The sequence below is a fragment of the Nakamurella sp. genome (assembly GCF_048594475.1).
Taxonomy (GTDB): Bacteria; Actinomycetota; Actinomycetes; order Mycobacteriales; family Nakamurellaceae; genus Nakamurella.
Window position 1 is genome coordinate 1 of sequence record NZ_JBMDXT010000038.1, and the last position, 22964, is coordinate 22964.

Sequence of the window (22964 nt, forward strand, 5' to 3'; positions counted from 1 at the left end):
GCCGGGTCGCGCTGCGCGGGGCCGGACCGGCCCCGGCGACCCGGTTGCTGCGGATCGACGAACCCCTGCTGCGGGTCTCGGAGCTGGCCATCCACCTCAACCGGGGCGTCAACGCCGAGGGCCTGGTGCTCAACCCGCAGCTGCACCTGGCGCCGCACTGGGGGCTGGGCGACCGGCCGGGCGACCTGCGCGGGTTCCTCGCCGAGCGGCTGGGGGCGGCCCGCGGCGACGTCCTGGGTTGGGACCTGATGGCCTTCGACCTCACCCCGGCCCGGCGGATCGGGCTGGATCGCGCGCTGATCGCCTCGGCCCGGCTGGACAACCAGGCCACCTGTTACGCCGGGGTGCAGGCGCTGATCCGGGCCGGGGCGACCCCGCACCGCACGCTGCTGGCGCTGTTCGACCACGAGGAGGTCGGCAGCGTCTCCGAGCGCGGCGCCCAGTCCACCCTGCTGGCGACCACCGTGGAGCGGATCGTGCTGGCCGCCGGCGGCGGCCGGGAGGACGTGCTGCGGGCGCTCGCCGGCACCGTCGTGGCGTCCGGCGACATGGCCCATGCGACGCACCCGAACTACCCGGAGAAGCACGAGCCGAACCATCGCATCGCGATGAACGGCGGCCCGGTGCTGAAGATCAACAGCCAACTGCGGTACGCCACCGACGCGGTCGGCGCCGCCGCCTTCGAACTGGCCTGCGAGCAGGCCGGAGTGCCGGTCCAGCGGTTCGTCGTCCGGTCCGACCTGCCCTGCGGCTCGACGGTCGGGCCGATCACCTCCGCGCTGACCGGGGCGACCACGGTCGACTTCGGCGCGCCCACCCTGTCCATGCACTCGGTCCGCGAACTGTGCGGGGTCGCCGACCAGGTGATGTACGCCGACGCGCTCACCGCGTTCCTGGCCCCCCGCTGACCGGGGCCGACCGGATCGGCCGCCGCTGATCAACTCGCCGTCGGGGCCGGTCCGCGCGGCGGACAACGGCGGGATGATCAGCGTCACGGGCACGGGCGCCCGACGGAACGCCCGGCCGGACGCGGCGGACGGGCCGGACGGGCGTCTGGAAGGATCGGCAGTCGTGAGAATCGCGGTTCTGGCCGGCGGCGTGGGCGGTGCGAAGTTCCTGCTCGGGGTGAAACGGTTTCTGGGCCGGCCGGCCTTCGGCCCGGCCGGAGCGGGTGACGGCGACCCGGGCGACGGGCATCAGGTCACGGCCGTCGTCAACACCGCCGACGACATCCGGCTGCACAACCTGCAGATCTGCCCCGATCTGGATTCCTGCATGTACACCCTGGCCGGCATCTCGGACCTGCAGCGGGGCTGGGGGCGGGCCGACGAGACCTGGACCGTCTCGGGCGAACTGGCCGGCTACGACGCCGAGGCGCCCTGGTTCTCGCTCGGCGACCGCGACATCGCCACCCATCTGGTGCGCACCCGCATGCTGGACGCCGGGTACCGGCTCTCGGACGTGACGCAGGCCCTGTGCCGCCGCTGGCAGCCCGGGGTCACGTTGCTGCCGATGTCCGACGACCGGATCGAGACGCACGTGGTCGTCGAGGACCCGGCGGCGCTGCCCGGCCCGGCCGGCGAGTCCCCGCCACTGGTCGCCCTGCACTTCCAGGAGTGGTGGATCCGCTACCAGGCCAAGCCGCCGGCCCTGTCCATCACTCCCATCGGCGCGGCCGAGGCGGCTCCGGCGCCCGGGGTGCTCGCCGCGATCGCCGAGGCCGACCTGGTGCTGATCGCGCCGTCGAACCCGGTCGTCTCGATCGGGCCGATCCTGGCCGTCCCCGGCGTGGCCGAGGCCATCCGGACCACGCCCGCCCCGGTGGTCGGTGTCTCCCCGATCATCGGGAGCGCGCCGGTGCGCGGGCACGCCGACCGGTGCCTGGAGGCGGTGGGGGTCCCGGTCAGCGCCCAGGGCGTCGGCCGGCACTACGGCGCCCGGTCCGACGGCGGCCTGCTGGACGCCTACCTGATCGCCGAGGGCGAGACCGCCACGATCCCGGGGGTCGCCGTGGCCGCGGAACCGCTGCTGATGACCGACCCGGACCGGACCGCGGCCATGGTCGCCGCGTGCGCCGCGATCGCGGGGGTGACCGGCCGTGGCTGATCGCGCCGCCGCCCCGGATCCCACCCCGGATCCCACCGCCGGGGCCGCCGCGGCCGGCCGGCTTCCGGCCGGCCCCGACCCGGTGCCGGACGCCCCCGCGCCGGCCGGGCTCGAGCTGCGGCCGGTGACCGGACTGCCCGAGTTCCGGCCCGGGGACGATCTGGCCGCGGCGATCGCGGACGCCGCGCCGTGGCTGGCCGACGGCGACGTCCTGCTCGTCACGTCCAAGGTGGTCAGCAAGGTCGAGGGCCGGCTGGTCCCCTCCCCCACCGACCCGGACGACCGGGACGCCCTGCGGCGCCGCCTCATCGACCAGGAGTCGGTGCGGCTGGTCGCCCAGATGGGCCGGACCAAGATCGTGGAGAACCGGCTGGGGATCGTCGCGGCGGCCGCCGGCATCGACGCGTCGAACGTGCTGGCCGACGAGATCGCCCTGCTGCCCGACGACCCCGACGCGTCGGCGGCCCGGCTGCGGGCCGCGTTCGCCGACCGCGGGCTGGACATCGCGGTGATCGTCACCGACACCCAGGGCCGGGCCTGGCGCCTCGGGGTGACCGACGTGGCGATCGGCGCCGCCGGGCTGCCCGTGCTGGCCGACCACCGCGGCGACACCGACCGGCACGGCAACGAGCTGGTCGTCACCCAGGTGGCCGTCGCCGACGAGCTCGCCGCCGCCGGCGACCTGGTCAAGGGCAAGCTCGGGCAGGTTCCGGTGGCCGTGGCCCGCGGGTTGCCCCGGCCCGAGCGGGCGCCGGACTCCGAGCACGGGACCGCCCGCGCGCTGATCCGGCCCCGGGAGGAGGACCTGTTCCGGCTGGGCACCGACCTGGCGATCGAGCAGGGCCGCCGGGAGGCCGTCCTGCTGCGCCGGACGGTGCGGACGTTCGCCGACGCCCCGGTCGACCCGACGACGATCGCCCGCTGCGTGGACATCGCGCTGACCGCCCCGGCCCCGCACCACACCCGGCCGGTCCGCTTCGTCTGGGTGCGGGACCACCGGGACGCCCTGCTCGAGGCGATGCAGGCGGCCTGGGAGGCCGACCTGGCCGACGACGGCTGGGACGCCGACCGGATCGCCCGGCGCACGGGCCGCGGCCGGGTGCTGCGCGACGCCCCCGAGATCCTGGTCCCGCTGATCACCGGCGATGGCCGGCACGACTACCCGGACGAGCGCCGCCGGGACGCCGAACGGACGATGTTCACGGTGGCCGGCGGGGCGGCGGTGCAGGCGCTGCTGGTGGCCCTGGCCGCGGAAGGACTCGGCTCGGCCTGGATCTCGTCCACCATCTTCTGCCCGGCCGTGGTGCACTCCGTGCTGGACCTGCCGGCCGACTGGCAGCCGCTGGGCGCCGTGGCCGTCGGGCACCCGGCCGACCCGATCGACCGGCCCCGCCCGCCGGCCGGCGGCGGCCTGGTCCTGCGGTGAGCGGCCACCGGACGCGCGCCGGCGGGGCCGCACCGATCACCTGGCTCCGACGGACCGGGCGCCGCGACCCGGGGCTCCGATGAGCACGATCGAGATCGCCGACGTCACCGACGCCGATGCCGCGCTGCACGCCGACGTCACCGCGGTGCTGGCCGCCTGGCCCGCGCCGACGCCGGGCCAGGCGGCGGTCCGCGAGGGCTTCCTGGGCTTCCTGGCCGCCCGGCCGGACGCGACCCGCCGCCGCTGCGCCCCCGGGCACATCACGGCCAGCGCCCTGGTGCTGACCCCCGACCGCCGCCAGGCCCTGCTGACCCTGCATCCCCGGCTGGGGCGCTGGGTCCAGCTCGGCGGTCACTGCGAACGGACCGACGCCACGCTGGCCGGCGCCGCGCTGCGGGAGGCGACCGAGGAGTCGGGCATCGACGGCCTGTGGATCGACCCCGTGCCGGTCCACCTGGACATCCACCCGGTCACCTGCTCGCTCGGCGTCCCGACCCGGCACTTCGACGTCCGGTTCCGGGTCGTCGCACCCGCCGGGGCCCGCCCCGTCATCTCCGAGGAGTCCGACGACCTGCGGTTCTGGCCGGTCGACGCGCTCCCGCCGGGATTCGACGCGGGCGACCGCGAGCTGGTCGCCGCCGCGACCGCCCGCTGAGCCGCGCCCCGGGGGCCCCGGGACGGCCGGATCGCCGGGTCACTCGGCGGATCGGATCAGCGGATCAGGTCGAACGACTCCCACAACCCGACCGCGCTGCGGTTGGCGACCAGCGGCCAGCTGCCCCCGCCGTCGGCGCAGACGAACCGGTTGTTGGCCAACGACAGCAGGCTGAAGCTGCCGTCGGTGTTGGTGACCATCTGGAACGTCTCCCACTGTCCGACGCTGTACCGGTTCGCGATCAGGGGTGAGGCACCGCCGTTGTCGGCGCAGACGTAGCGCCGGTTGGCGGCCGACCACAGGGCGACGTTGTTGCCGCCGCGCGGCACGATGGTGAACGTCACCCAGGCCCCGACGGCGCCGCGGTTGGCGATCAGCGGGGCGCCGCCGGCGGCGTCCGCGCACACCACCTGACCGTTGGCCCGTGCGCGGATGCCGACGACCTGGCCGCCGGAGGGCGGGCTGCCGCCGTTGATCTTGTTCACCAGCGCCGGCAGCGCCTGGTCTCCCGGCGCGACGTCGATCTCGAAATGCATTTCGTCGGTCGTGCCCCGATAATCGCCACCCCAATAGATGACGTCGCCGCAGAATGACAGGATCGATCGAATGGACGCGACCTGACCGGCCGTGAACGTTCCTTTCGCCCCGTTGGGGTGAAGCACCGCATTGAGGTCGATGGCCGTACCCGAAGCGTGATTGGACCACACGCTCGGATTGTTGACATTCTTGCGGTAGCTGTAGCCCCAGCACTGCCCCGACCGCAGCGCCTCGACCTCGCCGTTGAAGCGGCCGGCGACGTACATCAGCACCGTCGCCACGTCGCCGGACTTGACCGGCAGCACGACCGACGTGCCCGGGACGGTGTAGTTCGCCACCCCGATCGCGGACGCCGGCGTGCCGACCGGCCAACCGTTGTAGGACGTTTCGACCGCATCCAGGGCGTACGTCCGGGCCACCGACGTCCGGGCGGCGAAGTGCGGGTCGTCCGGCAGCGGGCCGCACTCGCCCGACACCGGCACCGCCGCGGCGGCCGACCCGGGCCGGACGGCCGGCAGGGTCAGGGCGGCACCACCCAGGGCGGCCAGCGCGCCCACCCGCAACGCGGCGCGGCGGGACATTCCGGCGTGGTGCTCGCACATGGCGGATTCCTTTCGGCGGCGCCCCGGCCGTGACGGATGAATTGCACATCCGGCACAATTCGCCGTGGGCGGATCAGGAATTCATTCGTGCGCGACGATACCCCGTCATTTCGCATCGCGCACCGACGCACAGCGGGCGCACAGGTGCCGGGCGGCGGGCCACGATTTATTGCAGGTCGGCGCGGACCATTCGGGCCACGACCTCGTCGAATCCGACCGTGGGCGCCCACCCCAGTGCGGTCCGGGCGCGGGTCGCGTCACCGGTCAGCTCGACCGCGTCGACCGGCCGGACGAACGCCGGGTCGACCCGGACGTACCGCTCCCAGTCGTCGATGCCCGCCGCGGTGAAGGCCGCGGCCACGAACTCACGGACCGAATGAGCCCGGCCGGTCGCGATCACGTAGTCGTCGGCGACCGGGTGCCGGGCGGCGCGCACCATCGCGTCCACGTAGTCCGGCGCCCACCCCCAGTCGCGGCGGGCGTCCAGGTTGCCCAGGGCGAGCTCGTCCTGCTCCCCGCGGGCGATCCGCGCGGCCCCCTGGGTGATCTTGCGGGTGACGAACGCCGGCGGCCGGCGCGGCGACTCGTGGTTGTAGAGGATGACGGTCGAGGCGGCCAGGCCGCGGCCCCGGAACACCCGGGCCATGTGGTGCGCGTAGGCCTTGGCCGCGCCGTACGGCGTCACCGGCGCGATCGGGGTGTCCTCGGTCTGGGGGGCGGCGGCCGGGTTGCCGAAGATCTCGGCACTGGAGGCCTGCACGACCGCGACCGTGCCGCCGTGCCGCTCGGCCAGCTCCCAGGCGGCCTGCAGCACCCCGGCCGCGGCCAGCCCGGAGACCGCCCCGGTGGCGACCGGCTCCTGCCACGACCCGGCCACCGACGAGATGCCGGCCAGGTTGTAGATCTCGTCCGGCCCGATCTCGGCGAGCAGGCCGGCCACGGCCGCGGTGTCGGTCAGGTCGGCGACGTGCAGCGTCACGCCCGGGTAGGCCGCGGCCGTCGGGGCGACCTCGGCGGCCGAGCGGAGCAAGCCGTGCACCGAGGTCCCGTCGACCAGGAGCTGCTCGGCCAGGTAGCCGCCGTCCTGCCCGGTGATGCCGGTGATGAAGGCCGTCCGCCTCCCCGTCTGCCCCACTACCGACCGGCCAGCGCCCGCTGCTCGTCCAGGTCGGCGTCGACCATCATGGTGACCAGCTCGGGGAACGAGACCTGCGGCTCCCAGCCCAGTTCGGTGCGGGCCTTGGTCGCGTCGCCGATCAGCAGATCCACCTCGGCCGGCCGGAAGAACCGGGGATCGACCACGACGAGGTCCGACCAGTCGTCGATGCCGACGCGGGCGAAGGCGATGTCCAGGTACTCCCGGATCGAGTGGGTCTCCCCGGTCGCCACCACGTAGTCGTCGCCGGCGGGCGCCTGCAGCATCCGCCACATCGCGTCCACGTAGTCGCCGGCGAAGCCCCAGTCGCGCTTGGCGTCCAGGTTGCCCAGGGAGATGGAGTCCTGCAGGCCCAGCGAGATGCGGGCCACGGCCCGGCTGATCTTGCGGGTGACGAACTCCGGTCCGCGCCGGGGCGACTCGTGGTTGAACAGGATCCCGGACGAGGCGTGCATGCCGTACGACTCGCGGTAGTTGATCGTCATGTAGTGGCCGTAGACCTTGGCCACCCCGTACGGCGACCGCGGCCAGAGCAGCGTCGCCTCGGACTGCGGCACCTGCTGCACCTTGCCGAACATCTCCGACGAGGAGGCCTGGTAGAACCGGACCCGGCTCAGGTCGTCGCCGCTGTACAGCCGGGTCGCCTCCAGCATGTTCAGCACGCCCAGGCCGGTCACCTCGCTGGTCAGCCGGGCGTTCTCCCAGGAGTACGCGACGAACGAGATGGCGCCGAGGTTGTAGACCTCGTCCGGCGCGGCGGTGGTCATCGCCCGCATCAGGCTCGACAGGTCGGTCAGGTCACCGGTGACGATCTGCACCCCCGGCACCTGCTGCTCGACCAGCTCGCGCTTGGGGTTGTTCTGGCCGCGGACGAGGCCGAAGACCTCGTACCCCTTCCCGAGCAGCAGCTCCGCGAGGTAGAGGCCGTCCTGGCCGGTCACTCCGGTGATGAGGGCGCGTGGCATGGAAAGAGGTTCTCCCATCCTGGGGTCGGCCGCGCGACATGACGCGGAGCGTGCAGCGGATGGTAGCGCCCACCGCCCCGGTACTTTGTCCAGGTGACCGAGAACCGTGCCGTGTCCGACGGCCAGGCGGACGTCGCCCTGAGCGCTGCGCTGCGCGCGCTGGCCGACCGGATCGAGGCCGGCGAGGTCCCGCCGGCGGCCGGCGAGTTGGTCTCGGCGCTGCGCCGGGCGGCCGACGAGGTGGGCCGCTCGCACCGGCAGGCCGACGCCGCGCTGGTCTCGGCGCTGCGGTGGAAGGAACGGGCGGTGGCCGCCTGGGCGGACGGCAGCCGGGGCGCGGCCGCCGATCGGGCCGAGCTGGTCGACCTGCGCGGGCACGCCCACGAGCTGGCCGTCGAGCTGGGGGCGATCCGGCAGACCCTGTCCTGGCGGGTGACCGCCCCGTTGCGCGGCGTCCGGCGGCTGCGACCCGGACGGGCCCGATGAGACGCGGCGCGGTCCCCCCGGCCGGCCCCGTCGTCCGCACGCTGCCCGATCCCGATCTGGTGCGCCGGGCGCTCGCCGGCCGGGTGCGGGCGGTCGGCACCGTGCTGCTGGACGAACTGCCGGCGCCGGCCGGCTCCCCCGAGTCCGACACCGCCGCCGTGCTGTCCGCGATCGCCGACCAACTGCACGCGCACCCGACGAACGACCGGGTCTGGCTGGTGCTGGCCGGACTGGCCGCCGCCTTCCCGACCCGGGACGAGGTGGATCGCACCCGTCGCCGCATCGAGCTCGCCGACCCGGAGCAGACCGCGATCGCCCTGCTCGAGGACGCGATGGCCGCCGTCGGCACCGCCGGCACCCCGCTGGCCCGGGTGAGCGTCGCGGTCGGCCGGGTCGTGGTGGACGTCGACTTCACCGCCCGTCACGACCTGCACACCGGGATCCAGCGGGTCGTCCGCCAGACCGTGCCGCTGTGGCACACCGAGCACGACATCCTGCCGGTCGCCTGGACCAACGCCCGCGGCGCGATGCGGCCGCTGGACGAGGTCGAGGCGGCCCGCATCTTCGCGTGGACGGCCGACCGCACCACCCACGGCGGGGCCGACGAACCGGACCGGGTCGCCGACACCGACGACCACGTCGTGCTGCCCTGGCGCTCGGTCGTCGTGCTGCCCGAGGTGCCGCAGGTCGACGTCACCCCCCGGATCGCCGCCATCGGCGCTTGCTCGAACAACCGACTGGTCCTCGTCGGGCACGACGCGATCCCCCTGCTCTCGGCCGAGACGCTCGAGCTCGAGGAGCCGGAGAAGTTCATGACCTTCCTGTCGGCGGTCAAGTTCGCCGACCGGATAGCCGGGGTGAGCCGCTCGTCGGCCGCGGAGTTCGCCTCCTTCGCCTCGATGCTCTCGGCCCAGGGCCTGACCGGGCCGACCGTGACCGCGGTGCCGCTGCCGGTCGAGTTCGCGGTGCAGGACGCCCCGGACACCGCCCCGGCCGGTGATACGTCGGCCGGCCCGGGCATCCGGGCAACCGATCCGGGCGCGCCGCGTCTGCCCTCTTCGGGCACGCTGACGGACGGGGTGCCCGACGTGGTGGTCGTGGGCTCCCACGATCCGCGGAAGAACCACCTGGCGATCCTGCATGCGGCGGAGGTGTTGTGGCAGCGCGGCGTGCGGTTCCGGCTGTCCTTCGTCGGCAGCCCGGGCTCGAACGAGCAATTCCTCGTGCGGGTGCGCAGGCTGCAGCATCGCGGGCGCACGGTGGGCCTGCGCACCGGACTGTCCGACGCGCAGTTGCGGGCGGCGGTCTCCGGGGCCCGGTTCACCGTCTTCCCGTCGCTGCACGAGGGCTACGGGCTGCCGGCCGCCGAGTCGCTGGCCCTGGGGACACCGGTGATCACGACCTCGTACGGATCGACCGCCGAGATCGCGCAGGACGGCGGGGCGATCACGGTGGATCCACGGGACGACGCGGCCCTGGCCGCGGCCATGGAGCGGTTGCTGACCTCGGACGAGGACATCGACCGGCTGCGGGCGCAGATCCGGGCACGCCGCGAGAGGAGCTGGCAGGACTATGCCGACGAGCTATGGGACACCATTGTTCGACCGGTTCTTCGCGACCTTTCCGGGACGACAGACGTTGAAGGTCACTCGTAGACTCGCCGCCCACGGCCTGCGCACGGCCGACGCCCGCAACACCCCCCGGCGCCTGGTCCGGGACATCGACCGGCACGGCGGGCCGCGCCGCGCGTCGATCACGGGCCGGATCGGCACGCTGCTGGACGCCCTGGGCGTGCCCCGACCGGCCGATCCCGGCACGCGCGCGCTGGTCGACACCCTGATCGATGCGCTCACCCCGATCGACTCCCCGCTCGACTCCCCGATCGACGCTTCCGGGGCCTGGCTGACGCTGGCCGTGCTCGGCGGCCGGCTGCCCACCTCGGACGAGGTGCTCGCCGCGCGCCGGGCCGCCGAGGTCGACGGCCTGGTCGCGGTGCTGCGGATGACCGTCTGGAGCGGGCCTTTGCCCCGGCTGCTGGACAAGGGGCCGTTCGTCCCGGTCGAGGTGATCGCCGGCGCCACCCTGGTGGACGTCGACCACACGGCCAAGGTCGGCTTCGCCACCGGCATCCAGCGGGTCACCCGCGAGGCCGTGCGGCGCTGGGCGCAGCGTCACGACGTGGTGTTCGTCGGCTGGCACGCCGACGGGGTGTCGCTGCGCCGGCTCACCCCGGACGAGGTCCGCCGGGCGTGCTGGGGCGGCCCGGCCGTCGTCGACCCCGAGCCCGGCCCGGTGCTCGTGCCCGTCGGCTGCTCCTACCTGCTGCCGGAGCTCGCCACCGAGCCGGCCCGCACCGGGGCCCTGCTGTCGCTGGCGCAGCACTCGACCAACCGGTTGGCGGTCATCGGCTACGACATGTGCCCGATCACGGTGCCGGAGACCTGCGGGCCGGGGATGCCGGCGGCCTTCGCCCGGAACCTGGCCGCGGTCCGCCACGCCAACGCCGTGGCCACCATCTCCGAGGCGGCCGCGGTCGAGTACCGGGGGTGGGCCGCGATGCTGCCGCAGATCGGCATCCCGGGCCCGCGGGTGACGGCCTGCCTGCTGCCGAACACGGGTGCCGATGCCTCCGCCGATGCGCTGGCCGCCGGCGCGGACCGGCTGCTGGTCGCCGGCCTGCCGATGGTGCTGGTGGTGGGCAGCCACGAGCCGCGCAAGAACCACCTGGCCGTCCTGCACGCCGCCGAACTGCTGTGGCGCGATGGCCTGGCGTTCAGCCTGACCTTCATCGGCGGCAACGCCTGGAGCAGCGAGGCGTTCACCGAGCGATTGGCGGATCTGCAGCGGCACGGCCGGCCGGTGGAGACGATCTCGGCGGCGACCGACGACCTGCTCTTCGCCGCCTACCGGCTCGCCCGCTTCACGGTGTTCCCGTCGCTCAACGAGGGCTTCGGGCTGCCGGTGGTCGAGTCGATCGCCTGCGGCACGCCCGTTATCACCTCCGACTTCGGCTCGCTGCGGGAGATCACCGCCGACGGGGGCGCGCTGCTGGTCGATCCGCGCGACGACCACGCCCTGGCCGCGGCGATGCGCACGCTGCTGACCGACGACGCCGAGCTCGAGCGGCTGGCCACCCAGGCCCGCGGCCGGCCGACCCGCACCTGGGACGAGTACGCCGACCAGGCGTGGCAGATCCTGAACCCGGAAAGGTGACCAGGCAGTGACGTCCCAGAAACCGGTGACCTCGCAGAAGGACACCCGCACCGCGCGGCTGGCGGCCGCACCGCTGGTCCCCGCCGGCCCGGTCAGCGGGTTCATCGGGGGCACGGCCGACTCCGTCCGCGGGGTCTGGCGCTACCGCGAGCTGCTGGACCTGCTGGTCAAGCGCGAGCTCAAGAGCCGCTACAAGGACAGCGCCCTTGGCTTTCTGTGGTCGCTGATCCGGCCGCTGACCCAGCTGCTCATCTACTACATCGCCATCGGCCAGTTCCTCGGCGCGGCCCGATCGATCCCCGACTTCGCGATCTACATCTTCACCGGGCTGACCGCCTGGGGGCTGTTCAGCGAGATCGTCTCGACCGGCACGGGGTCGATCGTGGCCAACGGCGGTCTGGTGAAGAAGATCTACCTGCCGCGCGAGGTCTTCCCGCTCTCGGTGATCGGCTCGGCCTTCTTCAACTTCGTGATCCAGCTGGTCATCCTGCTCGTCGCCGCGCTCATCGCCAGCGAGCCGCCGTCCCTGCTCGGCTGGGGGTACGTGCTGCTGGGCACCGTCCTGCTGCTGATCTACGCGACCGCCGCGGCGTTCCTGCTGTCGGCCATCAACGTGTACCTGCGAGACGTGCAGTACCTGGTCGAGGTCGCGCTGATGGTGGGCTTCTGGCTCTCGCCCATCGTCTACGCGTGGAGCTTCGTGCACGACGCCCTGCACTCGCAGTTGTTGAACGAGCTGTATCTGGCCAACCCGGTCACGCTGGCCGTCCTGGCCTTCCAGCGCGGCATCTGGGTGGCCGGCGCCGGGGTGCCGCAGCCCGCGGACCTGGGTGTCCGGATCCTGATCGCCATCGCGATCGGCCTGCCCCTGCTGTGGCTGTGCCAACGCGTGTTCGCCCGTCTGCAGAGCAATTTCGCGCAGGAGCTGTGATGAGCGTGCACCGGAGTGCCGACCAGGTCACCGTCGTCAAGGTGGCCGGCGCCAGCAAGCGGTTCGTCATCCGCAAGGAGAAGTCGCTCAAGGAGCGGCTGGTCAACATGGGGCGGTCGAAGGCGCACAAGGACGACTTCTGGGCGCTGCGCGACATCGACCTGGAGATCTACAGCGGGTCGACCGTCGGGCTGATCGGGCCGAACGGTTCGGGCAAGTCCACGCTGCTCAAGCTGATCGGCGGCATCCTCCAGCCGACCTCCGGCACGGTCGAGCACCGGGGCCGGTTGGCCGCCCTGCTCGAGTTGGGCGCCGGTTTCCACCCGGATCTGACCGGCCGCGAGAACGTCTACCTCAACGCCTCGATCCTGGGCCTGTCCCGCAAGCAGACCGCCAAGTTCTTCGACCAGATCGTCGCGTTCTCCGGCATCGAGCAGTTCATCGACACCCAGGTGAAGTTCTACTCGTCGGGCATGTACGTGCGGCTGGCCTTCGCGGTCTCGGTGCACGTCGACCCGGACGTGCTGCTGGTCGACGAGGTGCTGGCCGTCGGCGACGAGCCGTTCCAGCGCAAGTGCATGGACCGGATCCGCCAGTTCCAGGCCGAGGGCCGGACCATCATCCTGGTCACCCACGGGCTCGACGCGGTGGCCGACCTGTGCGACCGGGCGGTCGTCCTGGAACACGGGAACATCGTCCTCGACGGCGACCCGGTGGACGCGCTGCGGCACCTGCGGGCCGACTTCGAGGTGATGCGCCAGGAGGACATCGACCAGCAGCGGGAGGAGTCGCCGGAGGAGATCGCCGGTGCCCGGGTGACGTCGGTCGCGCTGCACGGCCCGGACGGTGTGCCGTTGAGCCAGATCGAGCCGGGTGAGGCCATCCTGGTGACCGTTCGCACGGCCGTCGACGGAACGGTGTCCGATGCCGTGCTCGGCATCGGTATCGACAGCATGCTTGGTCAGGTGGTCTACGGGACGAACACCAAGCTGATGCGGATCGACCTGCCGCCGCTGAGCGGCGAGTCGACCCACACGTTCCGGCTGCCGGCGGTCTGGCTGGGCGAGGGTCAGTACACGATCCACGCCGCGATCGCCCGCGACGGTGGTGTGGAGTTGCACCGGTTGCCCAATGCCGCGCCGCTGACCGTGCACGCCAGGGGCCGCGGGGTCGGCTTCCTGAACATCGACGCCCAGTTGGTGCGGTGACGGGCCGGCACCGGCGCCCGCGTCGGAAGTGACCGGCGCCCCTCCCAGCGCCGCCCGCGGGTCGGCGCGGGCCGGTCCCGACCGGGGCACGACTCGTCGGTCCGGAACTGCGGCGCCGGAGCCGGCGCGCGGTAGGTTGACGCCGTGAATTCGCCGCCCTTCGTCTCGTACGCCCAAAATCGCGAGGACGTGGTGCTGTACCGGGCGCTGGGCCACATTTCCGGCGGCCGGTACGTCGAGGTCGGGGCGAACGATCCGATCGCCGACTCGGTCACCTACGCGTTCTACGAGCGCGGCTGGTCGGGCATCGCGGTGGAACCGGTTCCCGCCTTCGCCGAGCGGCTCCGCCAGGTCCGGCCGCGGGACCGGGTGCTCGAGGCGGCCATCACCGACCAGCCGGTCGAGACGATCGTCCTGCATCAGATCGCCGACACGGGGCTCTCGACCGTCGTCGACGACGTCGGGCAGCAGCACACCGACGCCGGTCTCAACGTCCGGGACGTGGTGGTTCCGGCCGCCCGTCTCGACGACGTCCTCGACTCGGCCGGGTGGGCGGGGACCGACATCCACCTGCTGCTGATCGACACCGAGGGCAGCGAGCAGTCGGTCCTGGAATCGATCGATCTGACCCGCTGGCGTCCGTGGGTCATGGTGGTCGAGGCCACCCGCCCCAATTCCACCGAGCCGACCTTCGAATCCTGGGAACACATCGTGCTGGCGGCGGGCTACCGGTTCTGCCTGTTCGACGGGTTGTCGCGGTTCTACGTCTCCGCCGAGCGCTGGGACGACCTGCACGGATCGCTGAGCACCCCGGCCAACATCCTGGACGCCTACAAGCCGTATCCGCAGGTGGTCACGGAGCAGGAGGTCGACCGCCTGCGCGCCGTCGTGGACGAGCTCACCGCCGAGCGCGACCGGATCCGCGACGAGAGCGAGGCCCGCGCCAGGGACGCGGCCGCCGCCCTGGAACTGCGGCAAACCGCCCTGGACGCCCGGGGCCGGGAGATCGACGAGCTCAACCGCAAGATCGGCCTGCACGTCAATCACATCCAGGTCGTCGACGCCGAGCTGGCCCGGACCCGCGCCGAGCTGGAGGCGATGAAAAAGACGCTGTCCTGGCGGATGACGCAGCCTCTGCGCCGGGCGCGCACCGCGTCCCGCAAGCCCTCGTCCTGACCACGGCCGGGGCTCCGACCGGTCTTCGTTCGGGATGCCGAATTCCGCTGCCGGCGGCCCGGGGGCCGTGTCGACCCGGCCGAACCGGCCCCGTTCTCCGGTACAGTTCCCCGGAAGAATGCACACCGCATACAGGACGTGATCGTCGTTACACAATACGAAGAACCCGATACGGATTCCGGGGTTTACCGTTCCGGGTATTTCGAGACGCGGCTGGCGCCCAACTCCAGTCGCACGGCGACCTGGCGGCACATCTGCCGCTACCTGGAGCGATTCGTCGCACCCGACGCGGCGGTGCTGGAACTGGGCGCCGGCTGGTGCGACTTCTCGAACAACATCCGCGCCGGGCACGTCGTCGCCATGGACATCGACGCGGTGGTCCGGTCCGCCGCGGCGTCCCACGTCCGGGCCGAGGTCGGCGACTGCACCGATCTGTCCCGCTTCGCGGACGGCTCCTTCGACGTCGTCTTCGCCTCGAACCTGTTGGAGCACCTGGAGCGCCCGCAGGCGCAGCGGCTATTGGCCGAGGCCGGCCGGGTGCTGCGGCCCCGGGGTCGCTTGATCCTGCTCCAGCCCAATTTCCGGCTGGATCCGGGCGGGTACTTCGACGACTACACGCACGTGGCGATCTACACGGACCGGTCCCTGAACGACTACCTGACCTCGCTGGGCTGGCGGGTCGAGACCGTCATCGCCCGCTTCCTGCCGCTGACCATGAAGAGCCGCGCCTCGCGGCTGACGTTCCTGGTCCCCGCGTACCTGCGTTCGCCGGTCAAGCCGCTGGCCGGGCAGATGCTGCTGGTCGCGGGCCGACCCGGCGGCGCGTGAGAAGCACCCGCCGCCGATCCCCCGTCTGGAGCCGATAGCAATGTGGCACGACAAGACGATCAGCGTCATTCTCCCGACCTACCGGGAAAAGGACAGCATCGCCGCCTGCATCAATGCGTTCGACAAACTCGGCATCGTCGACGACATCATCGTGATCAACAACAATGCCGAGCCGGGGACGTCGGAGGAAGTCGCCGGCACCGCCGCCCGGGAAATCCTGGAGACCAGGCAGGGGTACGGCGCCGCCATCGCCCGCGGGCTGTCGGAGGCGACCACCGACCTGGTCTGCGTCTGCGAACCGGACGGCACCTTCGAGCCGCGCGACCTGTTCAAGCTGCTCGCCTTCACCGCCGAGTGCGACTTCGTGGTCGGCTCGCGCACCGTCTCCAACTTCATCTGGGACGGGGCCAACATGGGCCTGTTCCTGCGCTGGGGCAACTGGGCGGTGGCCAAGTTCATCGAGGTGCTCTACAACACCGCCTACCTCAGCGACGTCGGTTGCACCTTCCGGGTCATGTCCTGGGAGCGCGCCCGCGACATCTCCGACCTGCACCGGACGTCCGGCTCGGCGTTCGGGCTGGAGATGCTGCTGCTGGCCGTCATCCGGCGGGCCCGGATCGTGCAGGTACCGGTCAACTACTACCCACGGGTCGGCGAGTCCTCGGTGACGGGACATCTGGGCAAGACGATCCGGCTGGGCAGCCAGATGATGGCGATGGTGGTGCGGTACCGGCTGCGCGCCCGCCGGATCCGGTCCACCGGCCGTGGGGCCTGACCCCCGAGCACTCAGGAGAAGACCCGTCACCGTGAACAGATCACCCGAGGTCACCGACCCGCCCGCCGACCTGCGGCCGGCCGATCCCGAGCCGCACGGGTGGCTGGTGTACGCGCTGGCCTGCGTGCCCGCCGTGCTCGTCGGGCTGGGGGTGCGGATCTGGGTCATGCACTCGCCGCTGCTCCCGCTCAACGCCGACGAGGCGTCGACCGGGCTGCAGGCCTGGGGCGTCCTGCACGGCGACTTCAAGGCGATCGTCTCGGGCAACCAGTACGGCGCCGCCACCGAGTCGTACCTGTTCGCGCCGTTCCTGGCGATCTGGTCCGGGTCGGTCACCCTGCGGGTGCTGTCCATCGGCCTGTCGGTGGTGGCCGCCGTCGCCCTGTACGCGCTGGCCCGCGAGTTCGTCTCCCGGGCGCTGGCGCTGTGCGCGGCGCTGATCGGCTGGTCGATGTCGGCGGCGGTCGTCCTGGTCTGGACCCGCCCGTACATGGGCTACACCACCGGGTTCATCGCCGAGGTGATCGCGATCCTGGCGGCCACCCGGGCGATGGAACGCAAGGAGCATCTGGGCCGGCTCGCGTTCCTGGGCGGTTTCGCCGCCGGGTTCGCCATCTTCAGTCACCCGATGTTCGGCATTGTCTCCCTGCTGGCCCTGATCCCGCCCACGGTCGTGCACGTGCGCGCCCTCACCGGGTGGTGGCTGCCCGCCGCGGCCGGCGGGATCCTCGGGCTGTCCCCCTGGCTGGTGTTCATCGCCCGCAACGGGCCGCCGTCGGGCCCGCAGCTGGAGTCGACGTACCCGGGCCGGGTGGTCGGCTTCGTCGTCGACATGATGCCGCGGCTGATCGGGCTGCGGTCCGGCAACGGGAGCTGGCTGGGCGGTCACGCCTGGCTGGTGATGCTGATCGTCGGTCTGGTCCTGGCCGGGGCGCTGGTCGGGTTGATCCTGCTGGCCCGCCGGTTCCGGTCCCGGGCGCTGCCGGTGGTGGTCAGCGGGGTGCTCGCGTTCCCGGCGCTGGCCGTGGTGCCGGCCCTGGTCGGCCACGCCGACGCCCGGTACGGCTTCCCGTTCATCCCCCCGCTGGTGGTCGGGCTGGCCGCCCTGGGACTGCTGCTGCCGGCGCGCCGCCAGCACTCGCCGGCCCTGGTGGCGGTCGTGCCCACCCTGTGGGCCCTCGCCGCCTGCATCCCGCTGATCCACCACGACATCGGCTGGACCACCACCGAACCGGACGCCGGCGCGGAGCAGGCGACGCAGTACCTGCTCGATCGGGGCGCGGTCGGCGTCGGCGGCGAGTACTGGGCCACCTACCTGGTCGACTACCTCTCCGACGACGAGCTCAAGGTGCGGCCCGACCTGTGGATCCGGTTCCCGGACGACGCCGCCGCCTTCGACCAGGTCCCCGTGCCGGAGCGGTTCTTCATCTACACCACCGGTCTGCCGCCGAACCTGCCCCTGCCGGCGGAGGACTACGACAAGGTGACGGTCGGCGGGTACGACATCTACGCACCCCATGGCGGATGACCGCACCGTCGCGTCTCCCGACGTGATCGCTCCGGCCGGACCACCACCGGTGGCCGCGGCCGGTGCGGTCACCGGGCCGGCGGGCGGGCCGGAGGGCCGGGCGGCCCGCGGGCGGGTCACCACCCAGCTGTCGGCCTGGGGGCCGGCCCTGCGGCTGGGCGGGTTGGTCTGGCTGATCTTCACCGCCCTGCGCTACGTCGTGGCCGCCGTCGTGGAGTACCAGTTCCAGGCCGGCCACGGCCGGCTCCGGTTCGGGCTGCCCGGTGTGCTGTCGCTGCCGTTCACCTTCGACTCCGGCTACTTCGCCGAGATCGCCGGCAACGGGTACTTCGGCGAGCGGACGTCGTCGACCTGGCGCGCGTTCTTCCCCGGCTATCCGCTGGCCATGCGGGCCACGTCGCTCGCGCTGACCTTCGACGTCTCCTGGGGCCGGCTCGTGGTGGCCGGCGCCCTGATCAGTGCCGCCTGCTCGCTGGTGGCGACCGTCCTGGTGTTCCGGCTGGCCCAGGAGCTGGCCGGGATCCGCGCCGGCGTGTGCGCCGCGCTGCTGCTGATGGTGTGGCCGGCGGCCGCCTTCCTGTCCGCCGCCTACTCCGAGTCGCTCTACCTGGTCTTCGCCCTGGGCGCGTGGTGGAACGCGCTGCGCGGGCGCTGGTGGATCGCCGGCCTGCTGTGCGCCGGGGCGTCCCTGACCCGGATCAACGGCGTCTTCCTGGCGGCGGCGCTGCTGGTGCTGCTCCTGGTCCGGGTCGCCCGCCGGCAGGAGACGTTCCGGGTGCACAAGGTGCTGGCCGTCGGGGTGGGCACGCTCGGCGCGGTCGCCTACCTGGGGTATCTCTGGGCCCGGACCGGCGACCCGCTCGCCTGGCAGCACGCCCAGACCGAGGGCTGGGGCCGGACGACGGTGGCGCCCTGGACCTCGCTGGTCAACACCGTCGAGGCCGTCGGGCTGGTCTCGGACCCGTTCCAGCGGGCCCAGTTCGTCATCGACATCGCGGCCGTCGCCCTGTGCCTGCTGGCCGCGGGCTACATGGTCTACCGCCGCTACTGGGCCGAGTTGACCCTCACCCTGATCACGGTGCTCGTGCTCGCCAGCAACGCCAGCTACCTGTCGATCATGCGCAACACCCTCACGATCTTCCCGCTGTTCGTGATCGGCGGCGCGATCCTGGCCCGCCGTCGTGAATGGGTCACCTCGATGGTGCTCACCCTGTCCGGCGTCTGGATGGTCGCGACGACCGCCCTGTTCACCCTCACCCGGTGGGTCGGGTGAGGCCGGCCGGCCGGTCGGCGGCGACCGTCGCCGCGACGGCCCCGCTGGTCAGCGCCGGGCGCGGACGATCGAACCGTTAAGTTATCCGGGTGACTGCGGAACCCTTCGTGTCCTTCGCGCCGAACCGGGAGGACGTCGTCCTGCACCGGGCATTCCCGGACGTCCGCGCCGGCGGGTTCCTCGACCTCGGCGGGCGCGGTCCGGCCGAGTCGTCGATCGGCCACGCCTTCACCCGGCTGGGCTGGTCGGGCCTGCGGGTGCCCGCGGGTGAGCCGGTCGACGCCCTGGCCGTGCCGCCGGGGGACCTGCACTTCGTGGTCGTCGACGGGCCGCCGGCCGAGCGCATCGCCACGCTCGGGCAGGCCCTGCCCGACACCGTCCGCCCGTGGGTGATGGTCCTGCGGGACAGCGCCGCGGCCGTCCCGGCGCGGACGTCGCCGGAGGTCCTGGACCCGTTCGCGGCCCAGGGGTACGACCTGTGCCTCAACGACGGTGTCTCACTGTTCCTGGTCGACCGCGGCCGGCCGGCCGCGGGGCGCGAGGCGTTGTCGGTCCCCGCGAACGTGCTGGACGACGTGGTCTACCACCGTGACCTGGCCCGCGACCAGCTGCTCGCCGACCTCGACGTCCGGCTGCGGGCGACCGCGGAGCGGCTCGACGAGCACGACGAGGCCAACCTGGCCGCCGTCCTGGAATGGCGCCGCTTCGCGGTCGATGCCTGGTCCCGCGCCGCGACGGCCGGGCGGGCCGCCGAGGTCCGCAACCTCCGCAAGCAGATCGAACTGAACTTCAACCACATCAAGGTCGTCGACTCCGAGATCGACCGGTTGCGCGACGAGCTCGACGCCTTCCAGCACACGTTCTCGTGGCGGGTGACCGAGCCGTTGCGCCGGGTCCGCGGCGTGACCCGGCGAGGCCGGTCTTGACCCGCTCGGCCGCACCGGGTTCGGCCCTCATCGGGGCCAGCGACGTCGATCTGGCGCAGGCCGCGCAGGCGGCCCTGGCCGATCGCCTCACGACCGCGGCCGTCCATCTGCTGCCCGGGGCCGCCCCGGCGGCCGGCGACGACCCGGCCGGCACGGTCGCCGACCTGCTCGAGGCGGCCGTGCGGGCGCTGGCCCCCCGGCCCGACAACGACCGGATCTGGCTGCTGCTGACCGCCGTCGCCGCGGCGTTCCCCTCGCGCGGTCAGGTCGACCGGACGCGGCGCAAGCTCCAGCTGCGCAGCGAGCGGGCCGCGGTGCTGTCGGTGCTGGCCGACACGCTGGAGCTGGCCGCGGAGGCCGGGGACCTGACCGCCCCGATCGACGTCGTGGACCGGGCGGTGGTCGTCGACGTCGACCACACCGCCAAGTACGACCTGCACACCGGGATCCAGCGGGTCTCCCGCAGCCTGATGCCGATCTGGACCGCCGACCACGGGGTGGTGCCGGCCGCGTGGACGGCCCAGTCCGGGGCCCTGCGGCACCTGTTCCCGGCCGAGCTGGCCCGGGTGGTGGAGTGGAGCGGCATCGCCGCCGGGCCGGAGGCCGAGTTCGGCCGCCCGCTCGGCGAACTGGTCGCCACCCGCCTGCTGGTGCCGTGGCGCAGCGTGCTGGTGCTGGTCGAGGTGCCGCCCGCGGCCGCGTGCGACCGCCTCGCCGCCTTCGGCTCCTACTCGGGCAACCGGCTGGTCGCGGTGGCCCACGACGCCATCCCGGTGGTGTCCGCCGACATGGTGCCGACCGAGGACACCAGCAAGTTCGTGCGGTTCCTGACGGCGATCAAGTTCGCGTCCCGGGTGGCCGGCGTCTCCGCCTCCGCCGCCTCCGAGATCGCCGGCTTCGCCGCCGCGCTGCCCACCCAGGGCCTGGTCGGGCCGACGGTGGTCGAGGTGCCGTTGGGCGCCCCCGACGTGATCCCGGACGTCCCGGCGGTGGATGCCGCGGTGCCCGGCAGGGCACCCGCGCCGACGGTCCTGGTGGTGGGCAGCCACGAACCGCGGAAGAACCACCTGGCCGTCCTGCACGCGGCCGAGCTGCTCTGGCGCGAGGGCGAGGAGTTCGAGCTGGTGTTCATCGGAGGCAGCGGCTGGGGCGACGAGTTCCCCCGCCGGGCCGCCGAGCTCCGGCAGGCGGGCCGGTCGATCACCGTCCGCCGCGCGGTCACCGACGACGAGCTCAATGCGGCCTACGCGGCGGCGCGGTTCACGGTGTTCCCCTCCCTGCACGAGGGTTTCGGGCTGCCCGTGGTCGAATCGATCGCCCACGGCACCCCGGTCATCACCTCCGACTTCGGCTCGACCGCGGAGAGCGGCGCGGCCGGCGGCACGATCCTGATCGACCCGCGGGACGACGAGGCGTTGACGAGCGCGATGCGCACCCTGCTGACCGACGACGAGGTGCTGCGGCAGCTGCGGGAGCAGATCGCCGCCCGGCCGGAACGGACCTGGAAGGACTACGCGGACGACCTGTGGGAGCAACTGGTGGAGCCCGAACGGCAGGTGACGCAGTGACCGAACGTCTGCGGCGCCCGCGGCGGTGGCGGGCCGCCGTCCCCCATCCCGGCGCGGACGGCCCGCCCGACCGGGTCGCCGAGGTGGCGGCGGCGGTCGACGCGTTGCCGCAGCACCGCCGGGACGCCATCCGGCGGCGGGCGCAGGAGGTCGTGCGGGCGCTCGAGGGTGGTGTCGGCGACGCGGTCCCGACGGCGGACGTGGTCCGGGCGCTCATCCGGACGGTGACCCCGATCGACGCGCCCCGGGCCTGGCTGCTGCTCGCGGTGCTCGGCGGACGGTACCCGGACGGCAGCCGCGTCCAGGCCGCCGTGCGCACCGCGGCCCTGGACGGGGCCGAACCGGTCGTCACCGGCACCCTGGCCGAGCTGGTGCTGGCCTCGCGCGACGACCCGGCGGGGTCGGGCAGCATCCCGTGGCCCCAGGTCACGGTGCTGACCGGGCAGACCCTGGTCGACGTGCATCACACCGCCACCGCCGGGTTCGCCACCGGCATCCAGCGGGTGACCCGCGAGGTCACCCGGCGCTGGTTCGAGCGGCACGAACTGACCCTGGTCGGCTGGCACCAGGACCTGTCCGGCATGCGGCTGCTCACCCCCGACGAGGGGCGGCGGGCCCGCTTCGGCGGCGACGAGGCCGACGTCCCCACCGGGGACCCGCTTCTGGTGCCCTGGCAGTGCCGGTACATCCTGCCCGAGCTGGCCGCCGAGGTGGTGCGGGCCGGGCACCTGCAGACGATGGCCCAGTACTCGGGCACCAGCCTGAACATGATCGGGTACGACCTGGTGCCGATGACCACGGCCGAGACCGCCCACGAGGGCATGGTGCCCGGCTTCGCCCGGAACCTGGCCGCAGCGCGCTACGCCCGGGTGATCGTGCCGATCTCCGAGGGTGCCGGCGTCGAGTACCTGGGGTGGCGGGCGATGCTGGCCGGCGCCGGGCTGTCCGGTCCCCGGATCGAGCCGGTGGTCCTGCCCGCGGAGGCCCAGCCGGAGACCGCGGAGTCGATGCGGCTGGCTAGGTCCCGCATCCCGGTCGGGACGCTGCCCGCCGTGCTGGTGGTCGGCAGCCACGAACCGCGCAAGAACCACCTGGCGATCCTGCACGCGGCCGAGCTGCTCTGGCGCGAGGGCCGGGCCTTCAGCCTGTGCTTCATCGGCGGCAACTCCTGGAACAGCGAGGAGTTCACCACCACGCTGGCCGACCTGCAGGACGCCGGACGCCCGGTCGAGGCGGTGTCCGCGGCCAGCGACGACCTGCTCTGGGGGGCCTACCGGGTGGCCCGTTTCACCGTCTTCCCGTCCATCAACGAGGGGTTCGGCCTGCCGGTGGCCGAGTCCCTGGCCTGCGGGACGCCGGTCATCACGTCCGGGTTCGGCTCGATGAAGGAGATCGCCGACGACGGCGGCGGCGCGCTGCTGGTCGACCCCCGGGACGACGAGTCGCTGGTGTCGGCCATGCGTGCCCTCCTGGTGGACGACGACCTGCTGGCCGAGCTGCGGCGGCAGGCGCGGGCCCGGCCGGAGCGGACCTGGGACACCTACGCCGTCGACACCTGGGCCGCGCTGACCGGGGAGGCCGACCCGACGGCCTGACCGCCCGGGG

The 22964-nt window shown here is 73.1% G+C and carries 20 protein-coding genes; 17 read left to right on the forward strand and 3 right to left on the reverse strand.

The window, feature by feature from the left end:
• The 4 genes from ACOJUF_RS02020 to ACOJUF_RS02035 all read left to right on the forward strand — a co-directional run.
• On the forward strand, positions 1-908 hold a 908-nt coding region (locus ACOJUF_RS02020; RefSeq protein WP_420120194.1), incomplete at its 5' end, for a M18 family aminopeptidase.
• A gap of 163 nt (positions 909-1071) precedes the next feature.
• Positions 1072-2106 carry a 2-phospho-L-lactate transferase gene (gene cofD, locus ACOJUF_RS02025; protein WP_420120195.1) on the forward strand — a complete coding sequence of 345 codons (1035 nt, stop codon included), beginning with the start codon at positions 1072-1074 and terminating at the stop codon, positions 2104-2106.
• Between the two features lie 82 nt (positions 2107-2188).
• Positions 2189-3532 (forward strand): coenzyme F420-0:L-glutamate ligase, encoded by a 1344-nt coding sequence (locus ACOJUF_RS02030; RefSeq protein ID WP_420120222.1) that lies wholly within the window; start codon positions 2189-2191, stop codon positions 3530-3532.
• Positions 3533-3611: 79 nt separating this feature from the next.
• Positions 3612-4187, forward strand: a complete 576-nt coding sequence (locus tag ACOJUF_RS02035; RefSeq protein WP_420120196.1) for an NUDIX hydrolase — start codon at positions 3612-3614, stop codon at positions 4185-4187.
• Positions 4188-4243: 56 nt separating this feature from the next.
• On the opposite strand, the gene ACOJUF_RS02040 is transcribed toward ACOJUF_RS02035, so the two are convergent.
• The 3 genes from ACOJUF_RS02040 to ACOJUF_RS02050 all read right to left on the reverse strand — a co-directional run bounded on the left by ACOJUF_RS02040 (position 4244) and on the right by ACOJUF_RS02050 (position 7447).
• Entirely contained in the window at positions 4244-5326 is a 1083-nt protein-coding gene (locus ACOJUF_RS02040; RefSeq protein WP_420120197.1) for a M15 family metallopeptidase, read from the reverse strand.
• 166 nt (positions 5327-5492) lie between these two features.
• On the reverse strand, positions 5493-6461 hold the full coding sequence (locus ACOJUF_RS02045; RefSeq protein WP_420120198.1) for a GDP-mannose 4,6-dehydratase: 969 nt from the start codon (positions 6459-6461) through the stop codon (positions 5493-5495).
• Positions 6461-7447 carry a GDP-mannose 4,6-dehydratase gene (locus tag ACOJUF_RS02050; RefSeq protein ID WP_420120199.1) on the reverse strand — a complete coding sequence of 329 codons (987 nt, stop codon included), beginning with the start codon at positions 7445-7447 and terminating at the stop codon, positions 6461-6463. The genes ACOJUF_RS02045 and ACOJUF_RS02050 overlap by 1 nt, the downstream gene beginning before the upstream one ends.
• A 93-nt stretch (positions 7448-7540) precedes the next feature.
• On the opposite strand from ACOJUF_RS02050, the gene ACOJUF_RS02055 reads away from it, so the two are divergent.
• From ACOJUF_RS02055 to ACOJUF_RS02115, 13 genes are all read left to right on the forward strand, one after another.
• Positions 7541-7933, forward strand: a complete 393-nt coding sequence (locus ACOJUF_RS02055; protein WP_420120200.1) for a hypothetical protein — start codon at positions 7541-7543, stop codon at positions 7931-7933.
• Entirely contained in the window at positions 7930-9588 is a 1659-nt protein-coding gene (locus ACOJUF_RS02060; RefSeq protein ID WP_420120201.1) for a glycosyltransferase, read from the forward strand. The genes ACOJUF_RS02055 and ACOJUF_RS02060 overlap by 4 nt, the downstream gene beginning before the upstream one ends.
• Complete coding sequence (locus ACOJUF_RS02065; protein ID WP_420120202.1) at positions 9572-11146, forward strand: glycosyltransferase family 4 protein; 1575 nt, start codon at positions 9572-9574, stop codon at positions 11144-11146. The genes ACOJUF_RS02060 and ACOJUF_RS02065 overlap by 17 nt, the downstream gene beginning before the upstream one ends.
• Positions 11147-11153: 7 nt before the next feature.
• Complete coding sequence (locus ACOJUF_RS02070; RefSeq protein WP_420120203.1) at positions 11154-12077, forward strand: ABC transporter permease; 924 nt, start codon at positions 11154-11156, stop codon at positions 12075-12077.
• On the forward strand, positions 12077-13285 hold the full coding sequence (locus ACOJUF_RS02075; protein WP_420120204.1) for an ABC transporter ATP-binding protein: 1209 nt from the start codon (positions 12077-12079) through the stop codon (positions 13283-13285). The genes ACOJUF_RS02070 and ACOJUF_RS02075 overlap by 1 nt, the downstream gene beginning before the upstream one ends.
• Positions 13286-13429: 144 nt before the next feature.
• Positions 13430-14461 (forward strand): FkbM family methyltransferase, encoded by a 1032-nt coding sequence (locus tag ACOJUF_RS02080; RefSeq protein WP_420120205.1) that lies wholly within the window; start codon positions 13430-13432, stop codon positions 14459-14461.
• A 138-nt stretch (positions 14462-14599) separates the two neighbouring features.
• Positions 14600-15289, forward strand: a complete 690-nt coding sequence (locus ACOJUF_RS02085; protein ID WP_420120206.1) for a class I SAM-dependent methyltransferase — start codon at positions 14600-14602, stop codon at positions 15287-15289.
• A 40-nt stretch (positions 15290-15329) separates the two neighbouring features.
• Positions 15330-16064: a glycosyltransferase family 2 protein gene (locus ACOJUF_RS02090; RefSeq protein ID WP_420120207.1), complete on the forward strand. Its 735-nt coding sequence runs from the start codon at positions 15330-15332 to the stop codon at positions 16062-16064.
• 31 nt (positions 16065-16095) lie between these two features.
• The gene (locus tag ACOJUF_RS02095; RefSeq protein ID WP_420120208.1) at positions 16096-17592 is read left to right on the forward strand and encodes a hypothetical protein; all 1497 of its coding nucleotides are present in this window, start codon (positions 16096-16098) and stop codon (positions 17590-17592) included.
• On the forward strand, positions 17582-18865 hold the full coding sequence (locus ACOJUF_RS02100; RefSeq protein ID WP_420120209.1) for a mannosyltransferase family protein: 1284 nt from the start codon (positions 17582-17584) through the stop codon (positions 18863-18865). Before ACOJUF_RS02095 ends, ACOJUF_RS02100 begins: the two co-directional genes overlap by 11 nt.
• An 89-nt stretch (positions 18866-18954) precedes the next feature.
• Complete coding sequence (locus ACOJUF_RS02105) at positions 18955-19791, forward strand: hypothetical protein (RefSeq protein ID WP_420120210.1); 837 nt, start codon at positions 18955-18957, stop codon at positions 19789-19791.
• Entirely contained in the window at positions 19788-21359 is a 1572-nt protein-coding gene (locus ACOJUF_RS02110; protein WP_420120211.1) for a glycosyltransferase family 4 protein, read from the forward strand. Before ACOJUF_RS02105 ends, ACOJUF_RS02110 begins: the two co-directional genes overlap by 4 nt.
• Positions 21356-22954, forward strand: a complete 1599-nt coding sequence (locus tag ACOJUF_RS02115) for a glycosyltransferase family 4 protein (protein ID WP_420120212.1) — start codon at positions 21356-21358, stop codon at positions 22952-22954. Before ACOJUF_RS02110 ends, ACOJUF_RS02115 begins: the two co-directional genes overlap by 4 nt.
• Positions 22955-22964 lie beyond the last annotated feature (10 nt).